This is a genomic window from Streptomyces ficellus, assembly GCF_030406405.1.
Classification (GTDB): Bacteria; Actinomycetota; Actinomycetes; order Streptomycetales; family Streptomycetaceae; genus Streptomyces; species Streptomyces ficellus_B.
The window spans coordinates 32,237-53,747 of record NZ_JAUEPL010000013.1 but is presented as its reverse complement, the minus strand read 5'-3'; the positions used below and the strand labels follow the sequence as shown (position 1 = coordinate 53,747).

At 71.1% G+C, this 21,511-nt stretch carries 15 protein-coding genes and 1 pseudogene; 9 read left to right on the top strand and 7 right to left on the bottom strand.

What is annotated here, in order from left to right:
- The first annotated feature begins 35 nt into the window (after positions 1-35).
- Positions 36-1,001: a UDP-glucose 4-epimerase GalE gene (gene galE, locus QWM81_RS11700; RefSeq protein WP_290111772.1), complete on the top strand. Its 966-nt coding sequence runs from the start codon at positions 36-38 to the stop codon at positions 999-1,001.
- An 89-nt stretch (positions 1,002-1,090) separates the two neighbouring features.
- Here galE and QWM81_RS11695 read toward each other — a convergent pair whose 3' ends face one another.
- The 4 genes and pseudogenes from QWM81_RS11695 to QWM81_RS11680 all read right to left on the bottom strand — a co-directional run bounded on the left by QWM81_RS11695 (position 1,091) and on the right by QWM81_RS11680 (position 6,439).
- Positions 1,091-3,223 (bottom strand): glycosyltransferase family protein, encoded by a 2,133-nt coding sequence (locus tag QWM81_RS11695; RefSeq protein WP_290111771.1) that lies wholly within the window; start codon positions 3,221-3,223, stop codon positions 1,091-1,093.
- Positions 3,220-4,596: a glycosyltransferase gene (locus QWM81_RS11690; RefSeq protein WP_290111817.1), complete on the bottom strand. Its 1,377-nt coding sequence runs from the start codon at positions 4,594-4,596 to the stop codon at positions 3,220-3,222. Before QWM81_RS11690 ends, QWM81_RS11695 begins: the two co-directional genes overlap by 4 nt.
- 111 nt (positions 4,597-4,707) lie before the next feature.
- Positions 4,708-5,811: a non-hydrolyzing UDP-N-acetylglucosamine 2-epimerase gene (gene wecB / locus QWM81_RS11685; RefSeq protein WP_290111770.1), complete on the bottom strand. Its 1,104-nt coding sequence runs from the start codon at positions 5,809-5,811 to the stop codon at positions 4,708-4,710.
- A gap of 254 nt (positions 5,812-6,065) precedes the next feature.
- Positions 6,066-6,439: pseudogene (locus tag QWM81_RS11680) on the bottom strand (PIN domain-containing protein).
- A 141-nt stretch (positions 6,440-6,580) separates the two neighbouring features.
- On the opposite strand from QWM81_RS11680, the gene QWM81_RS11675 reads away from it, so the two are divergent.
- The gene (locus QWM81_RS11675; RefSeq protein WP_290111769.1) at positions 6,581-7,723 is read left to right on the top strand and encodes a PLL family lectin; all 1,143 of its coding nucleotides are present in this window, start codon (positions 6,581-6,583) and stop codon (positions 7,721-7,723) included.
- A 76-nt stretch (positions 7,724-7,799) separates the two neighbouring features.
- Here the strand turns inward: QWM81_RS11675 and QWM81_RS11670 are convergent, their stop codons facing one another.
- The 3 genes from QWM81_RS11670 to QWM81_RS11660 form a co-directional block, all read right to left on the bottom strand.
- Positions 7,800-9,050, bottom strand: a complete 1,251-nt coding sequence (locus QWM81_RS11670; RefSeq protein WP_290111768.1) for a glycosyltransferase family 39 protein — start codon at positions 9,048-9,050, stop codon at positions 7,800-7,802.
- A gap of 248 nt (positions 9,051-9,298) precedes the next feature.
- Positions 9,299-9,901, bottom strand: coding sequence for an acyltransferase (locus tag QWM81_RS11665; RefSeq protein ID WP_290111767.1), 603 nt, complete (start codon positions 9,899-9,901; stop codon positions 9,299-9,301).
- Positions 9,902-10,017: 116 nt separating this feature from the next.
- Positions 10,018-11,031: a hypothetical protein gene (locus QWM81_RS11660; RefSeq protein WP_290111766.1), complete on the bottom strand. Its 1,014-nt coding sequence runs from the start codon at positions 11,029-11,031 to the stop codon at positions 10,018-10,020.
- A gap of 295 nt (positions 11,032-11,326) precedes the next feature.
- Between QWM81_RS11660 and rplU the strand changes: the two genes are divergently transcribed.
- The 7 genes from rplU to QWM81_RS11625 all read left to right on the top strand — a co-directional run bounded on the left by rplU (position 11,327) and on the right by QWM81_RS11625 (position 21,505).
- The gene (gene rplU / locus QWM81_RS11655; RefSeq protein ID WP_017944922.1) at positions 11,327-11,647 is read left to right on the top strand and encodes a 50S ribosomal protein L21; all 321 of its coding nucleotides are present in this window, start codon (positions 11,327-11,329) and stop codon (positions 11,645-11,647) included.
- A gap of 14 nt (positions 11,648-11,661) precedes the next feature.
- Complete coding sequence (rpmA, locus tag QWM81_RS11650) at positions 11,662-11,919, top strand: 50S ribosomal protein L27 (RefSeq protein WP_156694431.1); 258 nt, start codon at positions 11,662-11,664, stop codon at positions 11,917-11,919.
- 106 nt (positions 11,920-12,025) lie between these two features.
- The gene (gene obgE / locus QWM81_RS11645; protein WP_290111765.1) at positions 12,026-13,462 is read left to right on the top strand and encodes a GTPase ObgE; all 1,437 of its coding nucleotides are present in this window, start codon (positions 12,026-12,028) and stop codon (positions 13,460-13,462) included.
- A 484-nt stretch (positions 13,463-13,946) separates the two neighbouring features.
- Positions 13,947-15,980 carry a glycosyltransferase family 4 protein gene (locus QWM81_RS11640; protein ID WP_290111764.1) on the top strand — a complete coding sequence of 678 codons (2,034 nt, stop codon included), beginning with the start codon at positions 13,947-13,949 and terminating at the stop codon, positions 15,978-15,980.
- 165 nt (positions 15,981-16,145) lie between these two features.
- A complete protein-coding gene (locus QWM81_RS11635) occupies positions 16,146-17,645 on the top strand; it encodes a bifunctional cytidylyltransferase/SDR family oxidoreductase (RefSeq protein ID WP_290111763.1) in 1,500 nt (499 codons plus the stop codon).
- Between the two features lie 185 nt (positions 17,646-17,830).
- Positions 17,831-19,990, top strand: coding sequence for a hypothetical protein (locus QWM81_RS11630; RefSeq protein ID WP_290111762.1), 2,160 nt, complete (start codon positions 17,831-17,833; stop codon positions 19,988-19,990).
- 309 nt (positions 19,991-20,299) lie between these two features.
- Positions 20,300-21,505, top strand: a complete 1,206-nt coding sequence (locus QWM81_RS11625; protein ID WP_290111761.1) for a glycosyltransferase family 2 protein — start codon at positions 20,300-20,302, stop codon at positions 21,503-21,505.
- Positions 21,506-21,511: the final 6 nt, after the last annotated feature.

The window sequence follows — 21,511 nt, the reverse complement described above, 5'->3', positions numbered from 1 at the left end:
GTGTGGGGCGGGGCCGGTTTGCAGAGGGTTTCCCCATGACCTGGTTGATTACTGGTGGCGCCGGATTCATCGGCTCCCACGTGGTGAAGGCGATGGCCGAGGGCGGCGAGCGGATCGTCGTCCTGGACGATCTGAGCACGGGCCGCGCCGAGCGGCTGCCCGAGGGCGTCCCCCTGGAGGTCGGCACCGTCCTCGACCGTGGGACCGTCGACCGTGTCCTCGCCGAGCACGCCGTCACCGGCATCGTGCACATCGCGGGCAAGAAGCAGGTCGCCGAGTCGGTCGCCAAGCCGCTGCACTACTACCACGAGAACGTCGAGGGCCTGCGTACGCTCCTGGAGGCGGCCGTCGAGGCGGGTGTCACCCGGTTCCTGTTCTCGTCGTCCGCCGCCGTGTACGGCATGCCCGACGTGGACCTGGTCACCGAGGACACACCGTGCGCGCCGATCAACCCGTACGGCGAGACCAAGCTCGCCGGCGAGTGGCTGGTGACGGCCACGGGGCGGACGTACGGGATGGCGACCGCCTCGCTGCGGTACTTCAACGTGGCGGGCGCGGCCACGCCCGAGCTGGGTGACGAGGGCGTCTTCAACCTCGTACCGATGGTCTTCGAACGCCTCACGGCCGGCGAGCAGCCGCGGATCTTCGGCGACGACTACCCCACGCCCGACGGCACCTGCGTCCGCGACTACATCCACGTCGAGGACATCGCCTCGGCGCACGTCGCCGCGGCCCGCCGGCTCGCCGCCGACCCGGACGCCTCGCTGATCCTCAACATCGGCCGCGGCGAGGGCGTCTCGGTCACGGAGATGGTCGGGATCATCCAGGACGTCACCGGCAGCGGCATCAAGCCGCTCGTCACCGAGCGCCGCCCCGGCGACCCGGCCCGTGTGGTGGCCTCCGCCGACCGCATCGCCGAGGAACTGGGCTGGAGCGCGCGCTACGGCGTGCGGGAGATGGTCGAGTCCGCGTGGGCGGGCTGGCAGCTGCGCCACCCGTAAGCACGGCACAGACGGACAAGGGCCCCGGGATCGCTCCCGGGGCCCCTTTTACGGTCCAGCGCCCCGTACGGTCCAGCGCGCCGTACGGTCTAGCGCTCGCCGAGGAACAGCTTGTCGAAGGCCTTGCTCACGACCGGCCAGTCCCACGTCGACAGCGCGTACTCGGACGCCAGCTTCCCGGCGTTCTGCCACGCCTCCTCGCTCGCCGTCGTCTCCAGGATGCGCTGCGCGGCCTCCTCGGTGGAGCCGACGACCCAGCCCTCCGGGTACAGCGTGCGGGCGCTGTTGGGCTTGCCCGCGTAGAAGGGCCAGTCGCGGGCGACCGGGACGGCGGCGCTCGCCGCGCCCTCCATCAGGCCCACGTGGCAGCCCTCCCGTACCGAGGAGGAAAGGATCACGCCGATGTCGGTGAGCGCCGACGGCACGTCGTCGGTCGGGCCGAGCTTGAGCACGACGCCTTCCTCGATGAGCGGGGCGATCTCCTTGTCGAACTGGCGCCGGTAGTCGCGGGTGGCCCGGCTGGTCTTCGGGTTCATGTCGCCGCCCACCAGCAGCAGCCGGTAGCGCTCGTCGTGCTCCCGCACCCGCTTGAGGACGTCCACGGCCCACATCGGGTCCTTGGCGACCTGGCTGATGCCGACGAGACCCAGGTGGAAGCGGGCCTCGGCCGTCTTCGGGCGGGCGAAGCCCGACAGGTCCATGGCGTTGTCGATGAGGTGCGCCCGGGGCGCGTTGTCACCGCGCAGCTGCGGTACGAGCGACTCGACCAGGTCCTTCACATGCGGGGCGACGTAGATCAGGTCGTCGATCCGGGAGAAGTCCGTCATGTGCGGCCAGCGCGTGAACGCCTCGTAGCTGTGCAGGCGCACGACGATCCGGGTGTCACCCGGGTCGATCGTGGTCAGCATCGCCGCGGGGCCCACCGACCAGTCCAGGAAGACGGTGTCCGCCCAGTCCAGGTACGGCCGCATCAGCCGCTCGACTTCCTCCTGGTAGGTGCTGGTGCCGCCGGCGAGGCGGTCCTCCAGCACCCGGCGGCCGGCCCACGCGATCCGCTTGAGCGCCTTCTGCGCGGCCAGGTCGAGGTAGCGCAGCTCCACGTCCTGGTGGTTGCCGTAGCGGTCCAGGATGTGGTGCAGGAAGTTGTCGTTGGCGCTGGTGGTGACCAGCAGCCGCAGCGGGCGGTCCTTGGGGGCCGGCGCGGGCGGGGTCCTCCTGCCCTGCGGGCGGCTGAGCGCGCGCATGACCTGGGAGCGGTACAGCGGCTCGACGAAACCCTCCGCGTCCCTGGCGAGCGGCGAGGACAGCTGGTCGATGTGCAGGACCCGGTGGAAGGCCAGGAACAGCGCGCGGTCCAGTGCGAACGACGCCTTCTCGTGGTCGCCCTGGGCGAACTGGGCGTCGGCGTGGGTGAGCTGGGCCGCGACGGCCTTGTCCAGGTCGCGCGGGTTCAGGCCCTTGCCGAGCTCCTTCATCACGGCCTCGTCCAGCAGCTGCGCCTTGAGCCCCAGGTCCGGGATCTTCGACGCGGCGGCCGCCAGCGCGAGCGCGGCGCCACTGGTGCGACCCGCCCACTGCATGCCCTCGGCGACATAACGGGACGTGGCGATACGCACCTTGGGCGGCACACCCGGCGCCGTGACGGCCGTACGCCACATCCGGGCGCCGACCGTGGAGCGCATCACCGGGCGGGCGGTGGCGTGCCGCATCACGGCGGCCGGCAGGCCGTCCACGGAGCGGCGCACGTTCTGCTTGACGACGTCCAGCGGGGGCAGCACACCGCGAGGGGCCGCGGAGCCCTTCTCCTTGACCCGGTCGACGGCCTTCAGGGCCGGCGCCAGGCCGAAGTGCGCCTCCTCGATGCGGTAGTACTGCGCCAGGCGCCACACCGTGTAGACGGCACCCGCGTCGAGCGCGACCAGGACGTCCGCCTTACGGGCCTGCCGGCGCAGCCAGCCGTCGCGCTTGGACTGCAGCCACACGCGCATGCCGCCCGGCGACTGGCGGGCCTTGCGGCGCAGCGCCGAGCTGCGGACGTTGAGGTTGCGCGGGAGCTGGTGCGTGCCGTCCAGCTCCATGGCGGCGAGTTCCTCGGCGACCGGCTCCAGGTGGAACGTGCCGGCGAGGTACGTCTTCGCGCCCGCGGCGCGGAACTTGCGCACCGAGTCGGCGAACACACCCAGCTGCGGCCGGGTGCTGGCGATGAACAGGACGTGGGTCACAGGGACGGTCCTCCGGCGACGATCTCAGTCTCGGCGGGGGAAGCCGCGTCCGCGGTGTCCGTCCTCTCCGCCTTGAGGGCGTTGAAGTCCTCGATCAGGTTCTTCACGGCGGCGGTCATCAGCGCCTCGCGGGTGAACTGGTCGGCGTGCGCCATGGCTTCGGCGTGGACCTCGTCGCTCGTCTCGACCGCCATGTGCGCGGCCTTGATGAACGACTCGGTCAGCCCCTCCTCGTCGATGCCGACCGCGCCCGTCCACAGCGGGTGCCCCCGCAGGACGTTGGAGGCGTCGTGCTCCACGACGTGCGCCGAGACGATCGGCAGGCCGGTCGCCATGTACTCGTAGACCTTGCCGGAGGTGACGTACCGGCCGCCGATGAGGATGAGGACCATCGCGTCCCAGCGGGCGTAGATGGACGCCACCTCGGCCTTGGCGGCGGGCCCGCCGAAGCGGACGCCGTCGGGCTCGGCCTGCTTGAGCACCTCGGCGTGGCGGTTGGCCTCGCGGCCGGAGCCGTTGCCGATGTGGCCGCGCACCTCGAAGGTGGCGTTGGCCAGCAGGGGCTCCTTCTCGCGGGCCGCGCGCCAGGCGTTCAGCACCGTCTCCAGGTGCGGGACGGTGAAGTTGACCGTACCGAGGTAGCCGAAGGCCAGGCCCGCCTCGGGGTCGGCGCGGTGCGCCTTGCCGGGGGAGCTGTCGGCGTCATAGCCGTTGCGGACCACGTGGACGCGGTCGGCGATCTCGGGGTAACGGGTGCGGTAGTGCTCGGCGATGGGGTCGTTGACCACCCACAGCGACAGCGCGTTGTCGAGGATCTTCTGCTCCCAGCGGCCCTCGGCGGAGTCGCGGGAGAACGCCTCGACACCGTCGATGACGTCGATGGACCAGCCGTCGCGGAAGTCCACGGCGTACGGGACCTTCGCCTCCTCCCACAGCTTCCAGGCCGCGGCGAGGTTGACGTAGGGGACGCAGCTGGCGAGCAGCAGGTCGGCCGGGTGCTCGCGGTGGACGCGGAGCACGGCCTGCTCCAGATCCTCGCGCCACTCACCGAAGTTGGGCTCCGGGAACGGCTCCATCTGACGACGGCGCAGCCGCGTGACCCACCCGTTGGGGTTGAGCGCGCGGTCCTCGCTGTACAGACGGATGTCCGTCTCCAGGTCCTCGCGTACCAGGGGGAGTTCGACGATCTCGATCCGCGGGTCGACCTGCTCCAGGAGGGTGAGGTCGACGCCGGAGTCCCGTTCCCACGACTCCTGCGCGATGGTGACGACGGTCACGTCCCAGCCCTGGTTGATGAACTGGTTCGCGGTCTCGCGCATGCGGTACGCGCAGCTCTTGGCCGCGGGCGGGAAACCGATGGCGAGGTAGATCACATGGGGCCGCTTGCCTGCCGTGGGCAGCCCGGACCTGGGAGACGCTGACATAATCGGTGACGCTAGCACGGTGACATGTACGGATAAGGGCCGTGTGAGGGGCCTTGTCCGTCACGCGTGCCGGCTGCCTCCCTTCCACTCTTCCATGATCCGGACAACGTTCTGGGCGGCCCGCCCGTCTCCGTACGGAGTGCCCGGGTCCGTCGTCGGCACCGCGCGGGTGACGGTCGCGGCCCACTCGTCGGCGGACAGCGTGTGCGGGTCGGGAACAAGGACGTTCCAACCCGTGTCGACGGTTTCCACCCACTCGGTTTCGGGACGGATGGTGGTGGTGATGCGCTCCAGCAGGAACGCCTCCTTCTGCAGACCGCCCGAGTCGGTGACGACACCGGAGGAGGCCAGCACCGCGGCGACCAGACCGGCGTACGGCAGCGGACGGCCCACGTGGACCGAGCCCTTGGCCAGCTCGATGTTGTGCGCCTGGGCGCGCGATACCAGCCGCGGGTGGGCGAGCAGCGCGACGGGGATCGGCAGGGCGGCCAGCGAGTCGATGATGGCGGCGAGGCGCTCGGGGTCGTCGGTGTTGTCCGGGCGGTGCAGCGTCGCCAGCAGGAACGGCTTCGACGGGTCGATGCCCTCGGGCAGGGCGGGGGCGGCGTGTTCGCCGGCCAGGACCGCGTCGCGGATGCGCAGGCAGATGTCCACCATGACGTCACCGGCCAGCACCGCGCGGTCCTTCAGGCCCTCGTCGGCGAGGTGGCGCATGGCCTCCTCGGTCGGGGCCAGCAGCACGTCGGCGCAGTGGTCGGTCAGGACGCGGTTGTGCTCCTCGGGCATGCGCCGGTTGAAGGAGCGCAGACCGGCCTCCAGGTGGGCGACCGGCAGGTGCATCTTCACGGCCGAAAGGGCGCCCGCGATGGTGGAGTTGGTGTCGCCGTAGACCAGCACCCAGTCCGGCTTCTCGCGCTCCAGGACCGGGTCGAGCGCCGAGAGCACGGCGCCCGTCTGCACACCGTGGCTGCCGGAGCCGACACCGAGGTGGACGTCAGGGTCGGGGATGCCCAGACCGTCGAAGAAGACGTCGGAGAGGTCGGCGTCGTAGTGCTGTCCGGTGTGCACGATGAAGTGCTCGTGCTCCGTCTCGGCGAAGGCTGCGGCGATGGGCGCGAGCTTCACCAATTGGGGACGGGCGCCGACGATGCTGATGACTTTCACTGAGCACTCTTCTTCTACTGGGACAGGTCAATGAGGGAGGCGTGCCGTGCCATCGTAGGCAATCGCCGGGATGACCAGCTCCGCGGCCGGACCACAGCCCGGAACGCAGGCCGGAACACGGGGGCCTGACGTCCATGGTCAGCACGTGCCTGTGTGCCGCCGAGGGCCTGGCATAACGATTCCGTGAACAGTTGCCGAAGAGGTTTGCCGACGAGGTTTCCCACCGGGTTCACCGGCGGGCTCGGGCAACGCGGTCACGGCCGTACGGACCTCGGCCCCAGGCACGCGGCGCCGTGCGCGGCGACGCGCCGCGCAGCTCCCGGTCGGCGGTCACCACCACGCACGCGCGCCCCGCCTCGGCCGCCTCGGCCGCCAGCTCCACGATCCGGTCGTCACCGCTGCCGGGCGCCGCCTCCACCCGTACACCCGGCACCGGCTCCACACCGCCGGCCCGTCCCTCCACGACCAGCACGACGTCGAGCGGACCGGGGTGCCCGGCGACCCCGTCGCGCGCGTACGCGACGAGCCGGTCGCGCAGCCGCTCGGCGGCTCCATGGCGGTCGCGCCACCAGCCGTCGGGCACCGATCCGACGACGTTCGCGGCGTCGACGACGAGAAGAGTGAGCACGGTGACAAGACTCCCACGCGCGGGCCGCCGTATGGGCCGTTCGGGGGACCGGGGAACGGTCACCAAAATGCTATCGTCGCGCAAGCTTGGGGGAACTTCGTGAACTGTTTGAACTGTTCAGGGGAAGGTCGGCGGTGAGCCATGGCGGTCTGGTCCGCGCGCAAAGCCAAGCGTCCAGCGGGCGCCTCGTCGCGCCGTAGCGCCGCCGCCACCCGCCCGCCGCTCCCCGACCCCACCCTCCCGGCGACCGCCGACTGGCTGGTGCGCGGCAAGGACGGCCGGCTCACGGCGTACGCCCCGGCCGAGGGCGGCGTGCTGCGCTGGACCGAGACCCGGCCCGGCGGGCCCGAGTGGACCGGGCCGGTGACCATCCCGGCCCCCGGAGTCCTGCCGTACCTCTCCATAGCGCAGGGCGCCGACGGCTACGTCCACCTGGTGGGGCTGCGCCGCGGCCGCCTCGCGGACGGCACACCCGCCACCGACGTGGTCTACGCGCTGCAGTACCAGTCGGGCCTGGCGGTACGCGACTGGGTGGCGGTCGGCAATCCGTACCCGAACGACCCCGACCTCGCCGAGCGGATCGGGCTCCCGGCGGCCGTCGTGGACTCCGAGGGCTCGCTGCACGTCTTCGTACGCAACGTGGGCGGCGGCATCTGCGGGCGCGCCCAGGTGCCGTCGGGCAAGTGGAACAAGTGGGCCGACCTCAAGGGCAGCGGGATCAACGGCACCATCTCGGCGTCGATCACCTCCGACGGCCTGATGGAGCTGGTCGCGCCCACCGAGGACCACCTCCTGCGCTGGACGCAGGAGACGCGGGGCGTGAAGTTCCAGCGCGCCGAGGACATCCCGGCCAGGGCCGAGCCGGGCTCGCTCACCTCGGAGCGCACCGGAGCCGGCCGGCTCACCCACTACTGGCACGACGCCGACGAGGGTACGGTCCGGGCCTGGCGCCCGTCCGACAAGGCCCCGTCCGTGCTCGGCGAGGGCGCCGGCACCGGCCCGGTCGCCCTGCTCCGTACCGCCGTCGACGGCCACGACTGCACGGTGATGGCCCGCCGGGACGCCGCCACCGGCCGCCCCGCCCTCGCCGCGTACCCCACGGAGGACGAGGCGCTCGGCGCCACCTGGACGCTCACCGGCGAGCCCTGCGTGGGCGCCCCGGCGCTGGGCGTCGACGGGCGCGGCCGTGTGGTGATGGCGGCCTTCGGCACGGACGGCACGCTGCGGGTGGCCCGCCAGAAGCCGGAGCCGGGGCTGGCGCTGGAGGCGTGGACGCGCGTGTAGCGGCCCGGCCGCGTCCAAGGGGTCTTCGTACGGGGGTTTTCGTACGGGGGTCTTCGTACGGGGGTCTTCTATAGGTCTACGGGGAGTGGCCCGAGACCGTCAGCAGGAAGCTGCCGTACGCGCTGGACACCACGGTCGCGCCCGCCAGCAGCGTCCAGGCGACGGCGGGGCGTGCCCTGGCGAGCGGCTTCGCGAGCGGCAGCAGCAGGGTGAAGGCGGGCAGCAGGAAGCGCGCCTTGGAGTGGAAGTAACCGGCACCCCCCAGGGTGATGAGCAGCGTCGCCGCCGCGTACACCAGGAGCGGCGCGGGCTGGCGTTGCAGGACGCAGATCAGCAGCAGTACGACACAGGCGGCGATCGTGCCGGCGATCACCACCTTGTCCAGCGAGATGGTGGCCTGGGTGAACACGGCGTTCAGCTGTCGCATGGTGTAGGCACCGCCGTCGAAGGCGGAGCCCCAGCGCTGCTGGACCCGGAAGTAGCCGTCCCAGCGCCCGGCCCGGTGCCCGACCCACCCGAACCAGAAGCACCAGCCGAGCGGCGCGACCACCACGGCGCCCACCAGCCGCGCCACGGGCCGCCCGTCCTCCTCCGCGAGCCACCGGGGCGCGCCGCCGCCGAGGGCGGGCCGAGGCGCCGGGCGCCGGCACAGCGTCCACAGGGCGTACAGCACCACGGCGGCGACGAGCGCGGCGCCGGTCGGGCGGGTCAGTCCGGCGAGGAGGGCCAGCAGCCCGGCCGTGAGCCAGCGGTGGGTCAGCACGGCGTACAGCGCCCAGGCCGCCACGGCGGTGAACAGGGCCTCGGTGTACGCCATCGACTGGACCACGGCGTGCGGAACGATGCCCCACATCACGACGGTGACGGAGGCGGCCCGGCCGCCGGCGACCCGGTCGATCACCGCGAAGATGCCCCAGGCCGCGGCCATGGACGCCGCCATCGCGATGAGCCAGGCGGCCGCCTGCGCGCTCAGCGGCGAAACGGCGGCGGCGCCCCGGATGAGTGTCGGGTACAGCGGGAAGAACGCGTACCGGCACAGCTCGCCCTGCCGGGGGCAGGTCGCCGGGTATCCCTCCTCGGCGATCGTCAGGTACCAGGCGGTGTCCCAGCGGCTCGCCAGCGCGTCGAGCAGGGTCTTGTCCGTACGGGCCAGCACCAGCGCGACACCGAGCGCCCTGACGACCGCGTAACCCAGCAGCGCGGGCCAGGCGCGCCGCGCGGCGGCCACGATCCGGGCGCCGGGTCCCGGCCGTGTCCGGCGCCCGGCGCTCGGCCCGGACGCTGCCCACCCGGTGTCCGTGCTCGCGCAGGTCTGAAGTTGCGGCATCGTCGCTCCTTCCGGCTCCGTGGCCGGACCACCACAGAAGGAAGATTCACGGACACCGGGCAGGGATGCGCGCAAAAGCCGAAATATGATCCTGAAGGCCTACGAATCACTCGCCGAGCGGCAAGCAGGGCCGGCCCCGGGCATCGCCCGGAACCGGCCCTGTGAGAAGAGGCCCTGCGAGAAGAGACCAGAGAGAAGAGGCCCTGTGAGAAGAGACCCGGAGAGAACGGGCCTCGGAGAGCAGAGGCTCAGACGCCCCGCTCGATGAGCGCGCCGTCCTTCTCGTCGTACAGCGTGCCGGTCTGCGGGCACTCCCACACACCCGCCTCGCCGTCCCGTTCCACCAGCCGCACACCGGCCCGCCCCACCCAGCCGATCTGCCGCGCCGGGACACCCACGACCAGCGCGAAGTCGGGAACGTCCTTCGTGACGACCGCGCCCGCGGCGACCATCGCCCAGCGGCCGACCCGTACCGGCGCCACGCACACCGAGCGGGCCCCCAGCGAGGCACCCTCGGCGACCTTGACGCCCACGGCCTCCCAGTCGCCCCCGCGCTTCTGCTTGCCCTCGGGGTCGACCGAACGCGGGTTGTGGTCGTTGGTCAGCACCACGGCGGGCCCGACGAAGACGCCGTCGGCCAGCTCGGCCGGCTCGTAGACCAGCGCGTAGTTCTGCAGCTTGACGTTGTTGCCGATGCGTACGCCGGTGCCGACGTACGCCCCGCGCCCGACCACGCAGCCCTCGCCGAGCCTGGCGTCCTCACGGATCTGAGCGAGCTCCCAGACACTGCTGCCGGCGCCGATTTCGGCCGACTCGGCTACCTGGGCGGTGGGCTGGACCCTGTAGTTCACTGTGCTCTGCCTTCCGGCTTCCGGTGTGCGTCTTCGCCCGGCGAGCATACGTCCACGGGGCGGGCGCCAGGCAGGGCCCGGTCCCGGCCCCGTGGACCCATCCCCGTGGACCCGGGTCAGCGGCCGTCCGTGACGACCTGGTTGGCGGGGACCCAGTAGCCGGCCAGCTCGCCCGCCGAGATACGGCACATCGCCCGGCCGTTGACCACCGCGCGGCGGTCGAACTGGGCGGTGTACGGCTGCGAGCTCCTCATGGTCCTGGTGGTGCCGGTCGAGCCGTCCGTCCCGAACTTGTACGCGATCACGTCGCGGTTCTCCGGGATCGTGAGCGTGCGCTGCACACGGTAGGTGTACGGCTGGTGCTCACCGCGCAGGAAGACGTTCGGGAACGCCTCGCCGATCCAGTAGCCCTTGTACGCGCCGGCGGAGATCCGGTTGACCTTGTCGTAGTCGCCGGTCGCGGTGGTGTCCACCTTGTAGAGCGTGTGCGTGCCCTTGCCGATGGCGATCACCGAGCCGGTCTTCACGCCCGGCGAGGGGAAGTCGTCCACCAGCATGTCCATCTGGTGGGCGAACACCACGCTGTTGGTGTGCCAGTGCAGCTGCTGCCACAGGGTGATGTGGTGGTGGTACGTCGGCGCCGGGATGCGGTGGGTCCGGCAGTAGTACGAGAACCAGCGCGGGTTGCGCAGCAGGCCGAAGTACGGTCTCTGGGACTGATTCGGGTAGTACAGGTACACGCCCTGGGCGTTGAGGTGGTAGTTCCCGGTGGTCGGGGAGATGTTCGCCCACGCCGTGGGCCGGTTGCGCCACGGCCGGAGGTTCTCGGGAAGGTCGGAGACGATCTTGTAGCCGTTCGTGTTGAACGTGAACGGCAGGGTCGTGGGTATGTCCTTCTCGACCGTACGCGGGTCCGGTCGGCCGTCCGCGTACGGGATGCGCGTGGAGGGGCTCGGCGCGGTGGCCGTGCCGCCCTCCAGGGGGTCCGGCAGCGGCGGGAGGGGCGGCTCGGCGCCGCCGCCCCCGGCGGGCAGGCTCAGCGCGAGCGAGCGGGGCATGTTGGCGTACGGGTCCGGCTTGGGGGTGTCGAAGACCCCCGTGGCCACCGCGGAGAAAGCGCCGCCCCCCACGACGGCCGCACCGGCGGCGGTGCCGCCCGCGGAGACCGGTGCGGGGCCGGTGCCCGGGCGGGCGTGAGGCGGGTGGGCGGCCTGGGCCCGGGCGGTGTGGGGCCGGTTTGACCCCCGTGGGCCCGGCCCGTAACCTTGACTGTCGGCGTGTTTCCATGCGCGCCAGCTCCTGAGCACCTCCCTCCGGGTCCGCCCCGGAGAGGCCGCTCATCCCATCCGGACACTCACGGGCCTGGCCGGCCCGTGCGAGCGGCTGGCATCAGGGGTTTCCGTTCCGAGTGAGAGAGAGATCCGCGTGTACGCCATCGTGCGCAGCGGTGGTCGCCAGCACAAGGTTGCTGTCGGCGACATCGTTGAGGTTGACAAGATTTCCACTGCCAAGGTTGGCGACACGGTCGAGCTCTCGACCCTGCTCGTTGTCGACGGCGACGCTGTGACCAGCGACCCGTGGGTGCTGGCCGGCATCAAGGTCCAGGCCGAGGTCGTGGACCACCACAAGGGCGCCAAGATCGACATCCTGCGCTACAAGAACAAGACCGGCTACCGCCGTCGTCAGGGCCACCGCCAGCAGTACACGGCGATCAAGGTCACGGCGATCCCCACGGCTGCGAAGTAAGGGACTGAGGAGACATGGCACACAAGAAGGGCGCATCGTCCACCCGGAACGGTCGCGACTCCAACGCTCAGCGGCTCGGCGTGAAGCGCTTCGGCGGTCAGGTCGTCAACGCCGGTGAGATCCTGGTCCGCCAGCGTGGCACCCACTTCCACCCCGGCTCGGGTGTGGGCCGTGGCGGTGACGACACGCTGTTCGCGCTGCAGGCCGGTGCGGTGCAGTTCGGCACGTTCCGTGGCCGCAAGGTCGTGAACATCGTTCCGACGGCTGCCTGATCCACTTTCGCGGAGGCGGACCTCTCTTCCCGTACGGGAAGCAGGTCCGCCTTTCGCTTGTTACGTCTAAGACATTTCGCATGTACGTATCTGGAGGCACAGAAACATGACCACCTTCGTGGACCGCGTCGAGCTGCATGTCGCCGCGGGTAACGGGGGCCACGGCTGTGCCTCCGTTCACCGGGAGAAGTTCAAGCCGCTCGGCGGCCCCGACGGGGGCAACGGCGGCCGTGGCGGTGACGTGATCCTGGTCGTCGACCAGTCGGTCACCACGCTCCTGGAGTACCACCACTCCCCGCACCGCAAGGCCACCAACGGCAAGCCCGGCGAGGGCGGCAACCGGTCCGGCAAGGACGGCCAGGACCTGATCCTGCCGGTGCCGGACGGCACGGTCGTCCTCGACAAGAGCGGCAACGTGCTGGCCGACCTGGTCGGGCACGGCACGTCGTACGTCGCCGCCGAGGGCGGCCGGGGCGGGCTCGGCAACGCGGCGCTGGCCTCGGCCCGCCGCAAGGCGCCCGGCTTCGCGCTGCTGGGCGAGCCCGGGCGGTCCGGTGACATCGTCCTGGAGCTCAAGACCGTCGCCGACGTGGCGCTGGTGGGCTACCCCAGCGCCGGCAAGTCCTCGCTGATCTCCGTCCTCTCGGCCGCCAAGCCGAAGATCGCGGACTACCCCTTCACCACGCTCGTCCCGAACCTGGGCGTCGTCACGGCCGGCTCGACCGTCTACACGATCGCCGACGTGCCCGGCCTCATCCCGGGCGCGAGCCAGGGCCGCGGCCTGGGCCTGGAATTCCTCCGTCACGTCGAGCGGTGCAGCGTGCTGGTGCACGTCCTGGACACGGCCACGCTGGAGTCCGACCGCGACCCGGTCACCGACCTCGACGTCATCGAGGAGGAGCTGAAGCAGTACGGCGGACTCGACGGCCGTCCTCGTGTCGTCGTCCTCAACAAGATCGACATCCCGGACGGCAAGGACCTCGCGGAGATGATCCGCCCGGACCTGGAGGCACGCGGCTACCGCGTCTTCGAGGTCTCGGCCGTCGCCCACCTCGGCCTGAAGGAGCTGTCCTTCGCCCTCGCCGAAATCGTCGCCAAGGCGCGCGCGGCCAAGCCGAAGGAGGAGGCGACCCGGATCGTCATCCGCCCGAAGGCGGTCGACGACGCGGGCTTCACGGTCACGCAGGAGGAGGACGGCCTGTTCCGCGTGCGCGGCGAGAAGCCGGAGCGCTGGGTGCGCCAGACGGACTTCAACAACGACGAGGCCGTCGGGTACCTGGCGGACCGCCTCAACCGCCTCGGCGTCGAGGACGAGCTGATGAAGGCCGGAGCCCGCGCGGGCGACGGCGTGGCCATCGGCCCCGAGGACGACGCGGTCGTCTTCGACTGGGAGCCCACGATGATGGCGGGCGCGGAAATGCTCGGCCGCCGCGGCGAGGACCACCGCCTGGAGGCCCCGCGTCCCGCGGCCCAGCGCCGCAAGGACCGCGAGGCGGAGCGCGACGAGGCGCAGCGCGAATTCGAGGGCTTCGAGCCCTTCTGATCCCCCGGCCCCCGCCTGGCGGCGCACCCCTCGTGCGTGCGCCCCGGCGCGGGGGCGTCCAGCGGTCGGGCCGGGGGCGCCCCTGCGGGGTCGTGCGGCCGGCCGGGCTGGACGTGACCCCGCCCGGTGCCGTCCGGGCACGGGGGCGTGCGGCCGGTCCGGCTGGACGTGACCCCGCCGGGGCCGGCCATGGGCGGTAGCGCACTGTGGGGGCCGCTCCGGGGATTCGTGTCCTGGGCTCTGCTTCGCAAGCTCAGTCGTTGTACGCCCAGAACACGACCCACTGCGCGCCCCTTCGGGGCCGGCCCACCCCTCCAGGTGCTGGCGCACGACCCAAAGCCCCCGCACCACCCAGGTGTGGGGATAAAGGCGCATGAAATCAGGTTCAAGTCATGCCGGCCGCACAACCTGCGGCCAAGGATCGCCGTCTTGCAGGCGGGGGCGGAGCCGCAGGTGCGCCCCGGCTGACTTGAACGGAGCGTTGATGAAGGTCTCCTTCCTCATCCACACCATTTACGGCATCGGCGGCACCATCCGCACCACGCTGAACCTCGCGGAGGAGCTCGCCGGACGGCATGAGGTGGAGATCGTCTCCGTCTTCCGGCACCGGGACGAGCCGCTCTTCGCGATCGACCCGCGTATCACCGTCGTACCGCTCGTCGACACCCGCCCCTCCTCGCCGGTGAACGAGAAGAAGCACGAACGGCACCTTCAGCCCGCCGAGCACTTCCCCCGCAACGAGGCGCGGTACACGGAGTACAGCAGGCTCACCGACGAGCGCGTCCGCGCCCACTACGCCGGCTCCGACGCGGACGTCGTCATAGGCACCCGGCCAGGACTCGTCGCGTACGTCGCGCAGTTCGCGCCCGAGCGCGCCGTGCTCATCGGCCAGGAGCACATGACGCACAACCACCACAAGCCCGCCCTCCGGGCCGAGATGGCCGGGTACCTCGGCACGCTGGACGCCTTCGTCACCGTCTCCGAGGGTGACGCCGCCTCCTGGCGCGAGCAGATGCCGCTGCCCGGCACCCGCGTGCTGGCCATCCCCAACAGCGTGCCGGAGCCGGTCGTCACGCCCTCCGACACCTCGGGCACCACGATCGTCGCGGCCGGGCGGCTGGCCTCCGAGAAGCAGTACCAGGTGCTGATCGAGGCGTTCGGCAAGGTCGTCGCCGTACGACCCGAGTGGACACTGCGCATCTGCGGCTGGGGCAACCAGAAGGACCGGCTCCGTAAGAGGATCGACCAACTCGGCCTCTACAACAGCGTCCACCTCATGGGCCCGCGTTCCCCCATCGAGCCGGAGTGGGTCAAGGGCGCGATCGCCGTGTCCACCTCCCGCCACGAGTCCTTCGGCATGACGCTCGTGGAGGCGATGCGCTGCGGGCTGCCCGTGGTGTCCACCGACTGCGACTACGGCCCCCGCGAGATCATCACGGACGGCGAGGACGGCCTGCTCGTCCCCGTCGGCGACGTCGACGCCATCGCGCACGCGCTGCTGAAGCTCATCGACGACCCGCGGCTGCGCCGCCGCATGGGCGCCGCCGCCCTCGTCAACGGCCGCCGTTTCGACCCGGGTCCGGTCGCCAAGCAGTACGAGGAGCTGTTCGCCGAGCTCGGCGCGTCGGCCTCCTACCGCACGGGCTCCGTCACCCCCGTCCGCCCCGCACCGCGGACCCGGACCGACACCGCCCCGCACCTCGCCGACTGTGTCGCGGCCGACGACGGCACCCTGACCGTGACGCTGCTCACCCCTCGTGAGGGCGCCACGCTGGTGGTCGCCGACCGCGTCTTCGCCTTTGACGAGCGCGGGGTCGCGACCGTCCCCGCCGGCACGCCCTTCGCCGAGGGCGTGTGGCCCTGCGAGGCCGAACTGCCCGGCAGCGGCGAGCGCGTGACCCTGGTGACGCGCGCCGTCGACCAGCGTGGCGCGATGCGCGCGGCCGGGCGGCAGGGCGCCGGCGAACCGGTCCGGCAACTCGTTCCGTATACAAGGAACGGCGCTCTCACCCTCCGCTCGTGGGTGCGGCCCGTCCACGCCGAGCTCGGCGAGGTCCGCGTCGAGGACCGGAGGATCACTGTCTCCGCGCGGCTGTACGGCGCGGCGGACCCGGATGGCGAACCGATTCTGCTGTTGCGCCGCCGGGGCGCCCACCCGCATGAGCTGGCGTTCCCCGGCGCCCGTCATGGCCGCGACGGTTTCCGTTTCACCTTCCCCGCCGCGGCTCCCGCCGCCCGTCAGCGGGACCCTCACGATGTGTGGGACCTGTGGCTCCGCCCCGCGCCGGGCGCCGAGCCGGCCCGCCTGGCGCGCGTACTGGACGACGTGGTGGAGAAGGGCTCCCTCTTCCCGTACCCGGCGATCGAGATACCGAAGAAGGGGTCACTGGTGCGCGCGGTCGTCAGGAAGCTGGCCGGCAAGCCGCGGGAGCGGGTCACCGTCAAGGTGTTCCACAGCGCCGCCAACGATCTCGTACTCAATGTGGTCGATCAGGCCGCCGGGCGCCCGGACGCGTGATGTCGGTCACCGGGGTGCCGTCGTGGCGCGTGTCCGCTCTGCCTGGCCACACGGTGAACGCCAGGTGTCGGGTGGGTGTGAGGTGCCCTATGTCCGCCTTGCGAGACGGTCACGGAGAGTGCGACCATCAGCCCGTCCCCCCGTCGTCGCAAGGTAGGTCGTTCTGTGTCAGCGCCGCATGAAGCCAAGACCCGCACCACAGCAGTCGTGCTCGCCGGGGGCACCGGCCAGCGCGTGGGTCTCGCGATCCCCAAGCAGCTGCTGAAGATCGCGGGCAAGGCGGTCATCGAGCACACGCTGACGATCTTCGAGCAGGCGGAGTGCGTCGATGACGTGATCGTGCTGATGGCGCCGGGTTTCGTGCCCGACGTGGAGAAGATCATCGCGAAGGCGGGACTGACCAAGGTCACCCGGGTCATCGAGGGCGGCGCCACCCGCAACGAGACCACCGAGCGCGCCATCCGGGCGCTCGGCGAGGGCCTCACGGAGGGCGAGGACCTCAACGTCCTCTTCCATGACGCTGTGCGTCCGCTTTTGTCACAGCGCGTGATCAAGGACTGTGTGGACGCCCTCGACCGCTACCAGGCCGTCGACGTCGCCATCCCGTCCGCGGACACCATCATCGTGACCCGCACCCACGGCGGGGACGGCGAGTTCATCACCGACGTACCCGACCGCTCCCGGCTGCGCCGCGGGCAGACCCCGCAGGCCTTCAAGCTCTCCACCATCCGGCGGGCGTACGAGATCGCGGCCGGTGACCCCAACTTCCAGGCCACCGACGACTGTTCCGTGGTCCTGAGGTACCTGCCGGACGTACCGATCTACGTCGTCGCGGGCGACGAGTACAACATGAAGGTCACCCAGCCCGTCGACGTGTTCATCGCCGACAAGCTCTTCCAGCTGGCCTCCACCGCCGCTCCGCGCCAGGCCGACGAGGCCGCCTACCGCGAGCTGCTGTCCGGCAGGACCCTCGTCGTCTTCGGCGGTTCGTACGGCATCGGCGCCGACATCGCCAAGCTCGCCGAGCGTTACGGCGCCACGGTGTACGCTCTGGGCCGCTCCACCACCGGCACCCACGTCGAGAACCCCGAGCACGTCCAAGAGGCCCTCGCCACGGCGTACGCCGAGAGCGGCCGCGTCGACTACGTCATCAACACGGCGGGCGTGCTGCGCATCGGCAAGCTCGCCGAAACCGACGACGCGACCATTCAGGAAGCGCTGAACGTCAATTACCTGGCACCTGTGCACATCGCGCGTGCCTCGTACAAATACTTGGCGGAGACCAAGGGGCAGCTGCTCCTCTACACCTCCTCCAGCTACACTCGCGGCCGCGCCGAGTACAGCCTTTACTCGTCCACCAAGGCCGCGATGGTGAATCTCACCCAGGCCCTCGCCGACGAATGGGCCGGCGAGGGAATCCGGGTGAATTGCGTCAACCCCGAGCGCACCGCCACGCCGATGCGTACGAAGGCGTTCGGCCAGGAGCCCGCCGGTTCGCTGCTGTCCTCCGAGGCCGTGGCCCGGACCTCGCTGGACGTGCTGCTCTCCGAGCTCACCGGCCATGTCATCGACGTACGGCAGCAGGACCCCACCCGCGGGGCGAGCGAGGCGTCCGGCTTCGAGCAGGCCCTGGCCTCCGTGCTGGACCGACAGGAAGATGTGTAATACTCGCTGGATGTTCTTTTTCCGGGCCTCTGTTTGTCGCTTAGTCGCGCAAGCAGAGGCCCGGCTTCGTGAAGCCGCACCTTCACGTGGCCCGTCGCTTTCACCCCTCACGTGACCTTTCGCGTGACTTTTCTCATTGTCCTCATAGTGAATAAACCGGCACTCCCCTCTGGAGCAGGTTCTTCGTGATTTCGACCGCCATTCGCCTGGCACGCGTGGGCAGTGCGTCGGAGCTGGCCGCGGCAGTCCTGATGGGACTGGGTTATCCGTGCGTCATGCTCGCCGCGCTGGTCCCGAACCTCTGGTTCTTCGCGGCCGCCGGCGCCGTCACCTATGTCGCCGACTGGTACCTGCACCAGAAGAACAGTTACCTGATCAACCGGCTCAACAAGATCAGGGCCGGTCTGCCGATCCGCTTCCTGCTGCGCCAGCTGCTGCTCGTCCTGCTGCTGGCCCGCGAAGGCCTCGCCGAACAGCCGGTGTTCTACGCCGCGGTCGCCTGCTTCCTGCTGTTCTACGGCCTCCAGGCCCCGCAGGGTGCCCTCGCCACCCTCATCCGGCTGCGCCGCACCATGCCGGTCGTCACCCGCAACATCGACCTCCACGCCGTGCGCATCCCCGACGCCCCGCCGCGGGCGCTGCTCAGCCGCTCCGCGGAGAAGATGCTGCACCTGGACATCCCCGCCATGGCCGGCGTGATCATCGCCGCCGGCACGGGCGCGGACATCGTCGGGTACGCGGGTGTGGCCGCGACCCTCCTGCTGGGCCTGCTCTACACCGCCGCCCTCGTCCCCTACCTGCGCCGCAAGCGCCGGGTGCCCGGCGCCGGAGCCGTCCTGAAGGCCGTCGGCACCTGGCTGCGCGAGTACCAGCCGACCGTCGCGCTGTACTTCTCGGGCTCCGACGACTCCGCGTACCAGGTCAACATGTGGCTGGAGACGATGGAGCAGGTCGACGGCCGGCCGCTGATCATCATGCGCGAGCGCGGCCTGGTCAACAAGCTGAACCCCACGTCCGTGCCGATCCTGTGCGTACCCGGCGGCCAGCACCTGATGGCCATGGACCTGTCCTCGGTCCGCGTCTGCCTGTACGCCGCCAACGTCGGCAAGAACATCCACATGCTGCGCGTACCGACCATGAAGCACGTCTTCATCGGGCACGGCGACAGCGACAAGCTCGCCAGCGTCAACCCGTTCTCGAAGGTGTACGACGAGGTGTGGACGGCCGGGAAGGCCGGCCGCGACCGGTACGCGCTCGCCGACGTCGGCGTCCGCGACGACGACATCGTCGAGGTGGGCCGCCCGCAGCTCGCGCCCATCACCGGCTGGACGGGCACGCCGAAGAATCCGGTGCCGACCATCCTGTACGCGCCCACCTGGGAGGGCTGGGACAACAACCCGGGCAACACCTCCCTGCTGCTGGCCGGCGAGAACATCATGAGGCGGCTGCTGAACGCCCCCCGGCCGGTCCGCGTCATCTACAAGCCGCACCCCTTCACCGGACTCGTCAACAAGAAGGCCAAGGCCGTCGACGAGCGGCTCCAGAAGATGGTCGCCGCGGCGAACGCCGAGCGCGCCGCCGACCCGCGCTGGGCGGAGGAGGCCGCCGCGGCGCAGGGCCGGCAGTCCCAGGCCCGCGCCGAACTGACCCGTATCGAGGCGCGCCTCGCCGCGCTCACCCGGCCCGGACGCAAGGGCGGCGACGAGGCCGAGGAGTCGCGCGTCGCGCTCGCCGACCCCCAGCGCCTGGCCGAGATCAAGCGGCTGCGCGCCGAGTGGAACGACGCGTACTGGCGCTCCTTCGGCTGGTGGGAGCACAAGGTCGTCACCGGCACCGAGCCGAAGCTGTACGACTGCTTCAACGAGGCCGACGGCATGGTCTCCGACATCTCCAGCGTCGTGTCGGACTTCATCGCGAGCGGCAAGCCGTACGCCGTGACGGACTCGGCCGCGCTGGGCGCGGAGGAGTTCACGCGGCAGAACACCGCAGTACGGGCCGCCGTCATCCTCACCAACAGCGCCGCCGAACTTGACGAGCTGCTGGCGGCCGTCGCCGACCCGGCCGCCGACCCGCTGGCCAGGAACCGGCGCCTCCTCAAGCGCTACCTGCTCGGCCCGGACGAGCCCACCTCCATGGAGCGGTTCAACGCGGCGGTGCGGGCGCTGGCCGCCAAGGCGGAGGCCCGCAACACCGGCGTCGCGCAGCGGCTGGCCGGCCGGCCGATCGGCGAGCTGGGCGAGGAGGCGGACGGCGCGGGCGCCGAACCGCCGGCGGCGGCGCTGGACACGGTGGACGAGAAGGGCGCGGATAAGGAGAACGGCGCGGAGCCGACGCTGGCCCACTGAGTTGCCCCGCTCAGCGGCCCGATCGAGCGGCGCCACTCAGCGGCCTCATCGAGCGGCCTCATCGAGCGGCGTCATCGAGTGGCGTCATCGAGTGGCCTCACCGAGTGGCGCCCTGTGCCCGTTCCCGTATGCCCGTAGACGAGCGCACGCACGCCGGCGTAAAGCCGGACGTACACCTCGCGGCCCGTAAGTCCCTCGTCCGAGGCGCACTTACGGGCCGCTGTGCGCGCCGTCACACCGCGGAAATACATTGGGGGCACGATGGCGGACGACCTTTGTCCGTTTACGCCGTATGTGCAGTGGGTGCCGATGACTGAGAACACTCCCGATGTCAGCGTGATCATCGGGGCCTACGATGCGATGCCCTACCTGGTGAAGTGCCTCGAATCCGTCGAGGCGCAGACCATCGGCCCCGACCGCATCGAGATCGTCGCCGTCGACGACGGTTCGACCGACGGCACGGGGGAGCACCTGGAGGAGTTCGCCGCCCGCACCAAGGTCCCCACGCGCGTCATCCGGCAGGCCAACTCCGGCGGCCCCAGCGGGCCCCGCAACACCGGCCTGGCCCTGGCTCGCGGCCGCTATGTCTTCTTCCTCGACGCCGACGACTACTTGGGGGAGGAGGCCCTGCAACGCCTGGTCGAAATGGGCGACAAGGCGGGCACGGACGTGGTGCTCGGCAAGACCGTGGGCGTCAACCGGAACGCCGCCAAGTCGATGTGGAAGCAGACCGTCGAGCGCGCCGACATCTACACCTCCAACGTCAAGTACACGCTGAGCGCCCAGAAGCTCTTCCGCCGCGAGCTGCTCGTCCGGCACGGCATGCGGTTCGACGAGTCGCTGCGTACGGGAGAGGACGCGCTGTTCACGCTGGAGGCGTACCTGCGCGGCAGCGGCGTGTCCGTGGTCGCCGACTACGTCTGCTACTACCTGGTGGGGCGCGCGGACGGCAAGCAGGTGACCAAGACCGGGAGCTACACGCTGCGCTTCGACTCGGCGAAGGCGCTGATGGAGCTGATCGCCGCGCACCTGCCGCCGGGGGAGCGGCGCGACCTGCTGATGCTGCGGCCGTTCATCGTCACGCTGCTGCCACAGTTCGGCCCCGTCCTGCTCAAGCAGTCGCGGGAGGTCCTGCTCGACAAGATGAAGCGGGCCGCGCCGCTGATGGCCGCGTACTGGACGCCGGGCGTGGCCGGCCGGCTGAAGACCGAGGACCGGCTGCGCCTGACGTGCGTGGCGCTGGACAAGCCGGCCGAGCTCCTCGACATCGTCACCTTCCTCAAGGAGGGCAAGCAGCCCCAGCGGGTGCGCAGGTGGGGCCGCGAGTACCTGGCCTACCCGCACTTCCGCGACCCGGCGGTGGGCATCCCGGACTCCGCGTACGAGCTGCGCGGAGCGGCCGGGACGCTGACCGTGGCCCGGCGCAGGGCGCGGCGGCTGGCGGGGCGGGTACTGCGGCGGGTCCGGGGGCGGGTCCGGCGGATGAGGGACGAGCGGGCGAGGGCGGCGGCGTAGGACTGC

Bases quoted from the DNA above. Each gene is read 5' to 3' on its own strand.
- galE (WP_290111772.1), top strand. From the start codon at position 36: ATGACCTGGTTGATTACTGGTGGCGCCGGATTCATCGGCTCCCACGTG.
- QWM81_RS11675 (WP_290111769.1), top strand. From the start codon at position 6,581: ATGGCGGTCTGGTCCGCGCGCAAAGCCAAGCGTCCAGCGGGCGCCTCG.
- QWM81_RS11670 (WP_290111768.1), bottom strand. From the start codon at position 9,050: ATGCCGCAACTTCAGACCTGCGCGAGCACGGACACCGGGTGGGCAGCG.
- rpmA (WP_156694431.1), top strand. From the start codon at position 11,662: ATGGCACACAAGAAGGGCGCATCGTCCACCCGGAACGGTCGCGACTCC.
- obgE (WP_290111765.1), top strand. From the start codon at position 12,026: ATGACCACCTTCGTGGACCGCGTCGAGCTGCATGTCGCCGCGGGTAAC.
- QWM81_RS11640 (WP_290111764.1), top strand. From the start codon at position 13,947: ATGAAGGTCTCCTTCCTCATCCACACCATTTACGGCATCGGCGGCACC.
- QWM81_RS11625 (WP_290111761.1), top strand. From the start codon at position 20,300: ATGACTGAGAACACTCCCGATGTCAGCGTGATCATCGGGGCCTACGAT.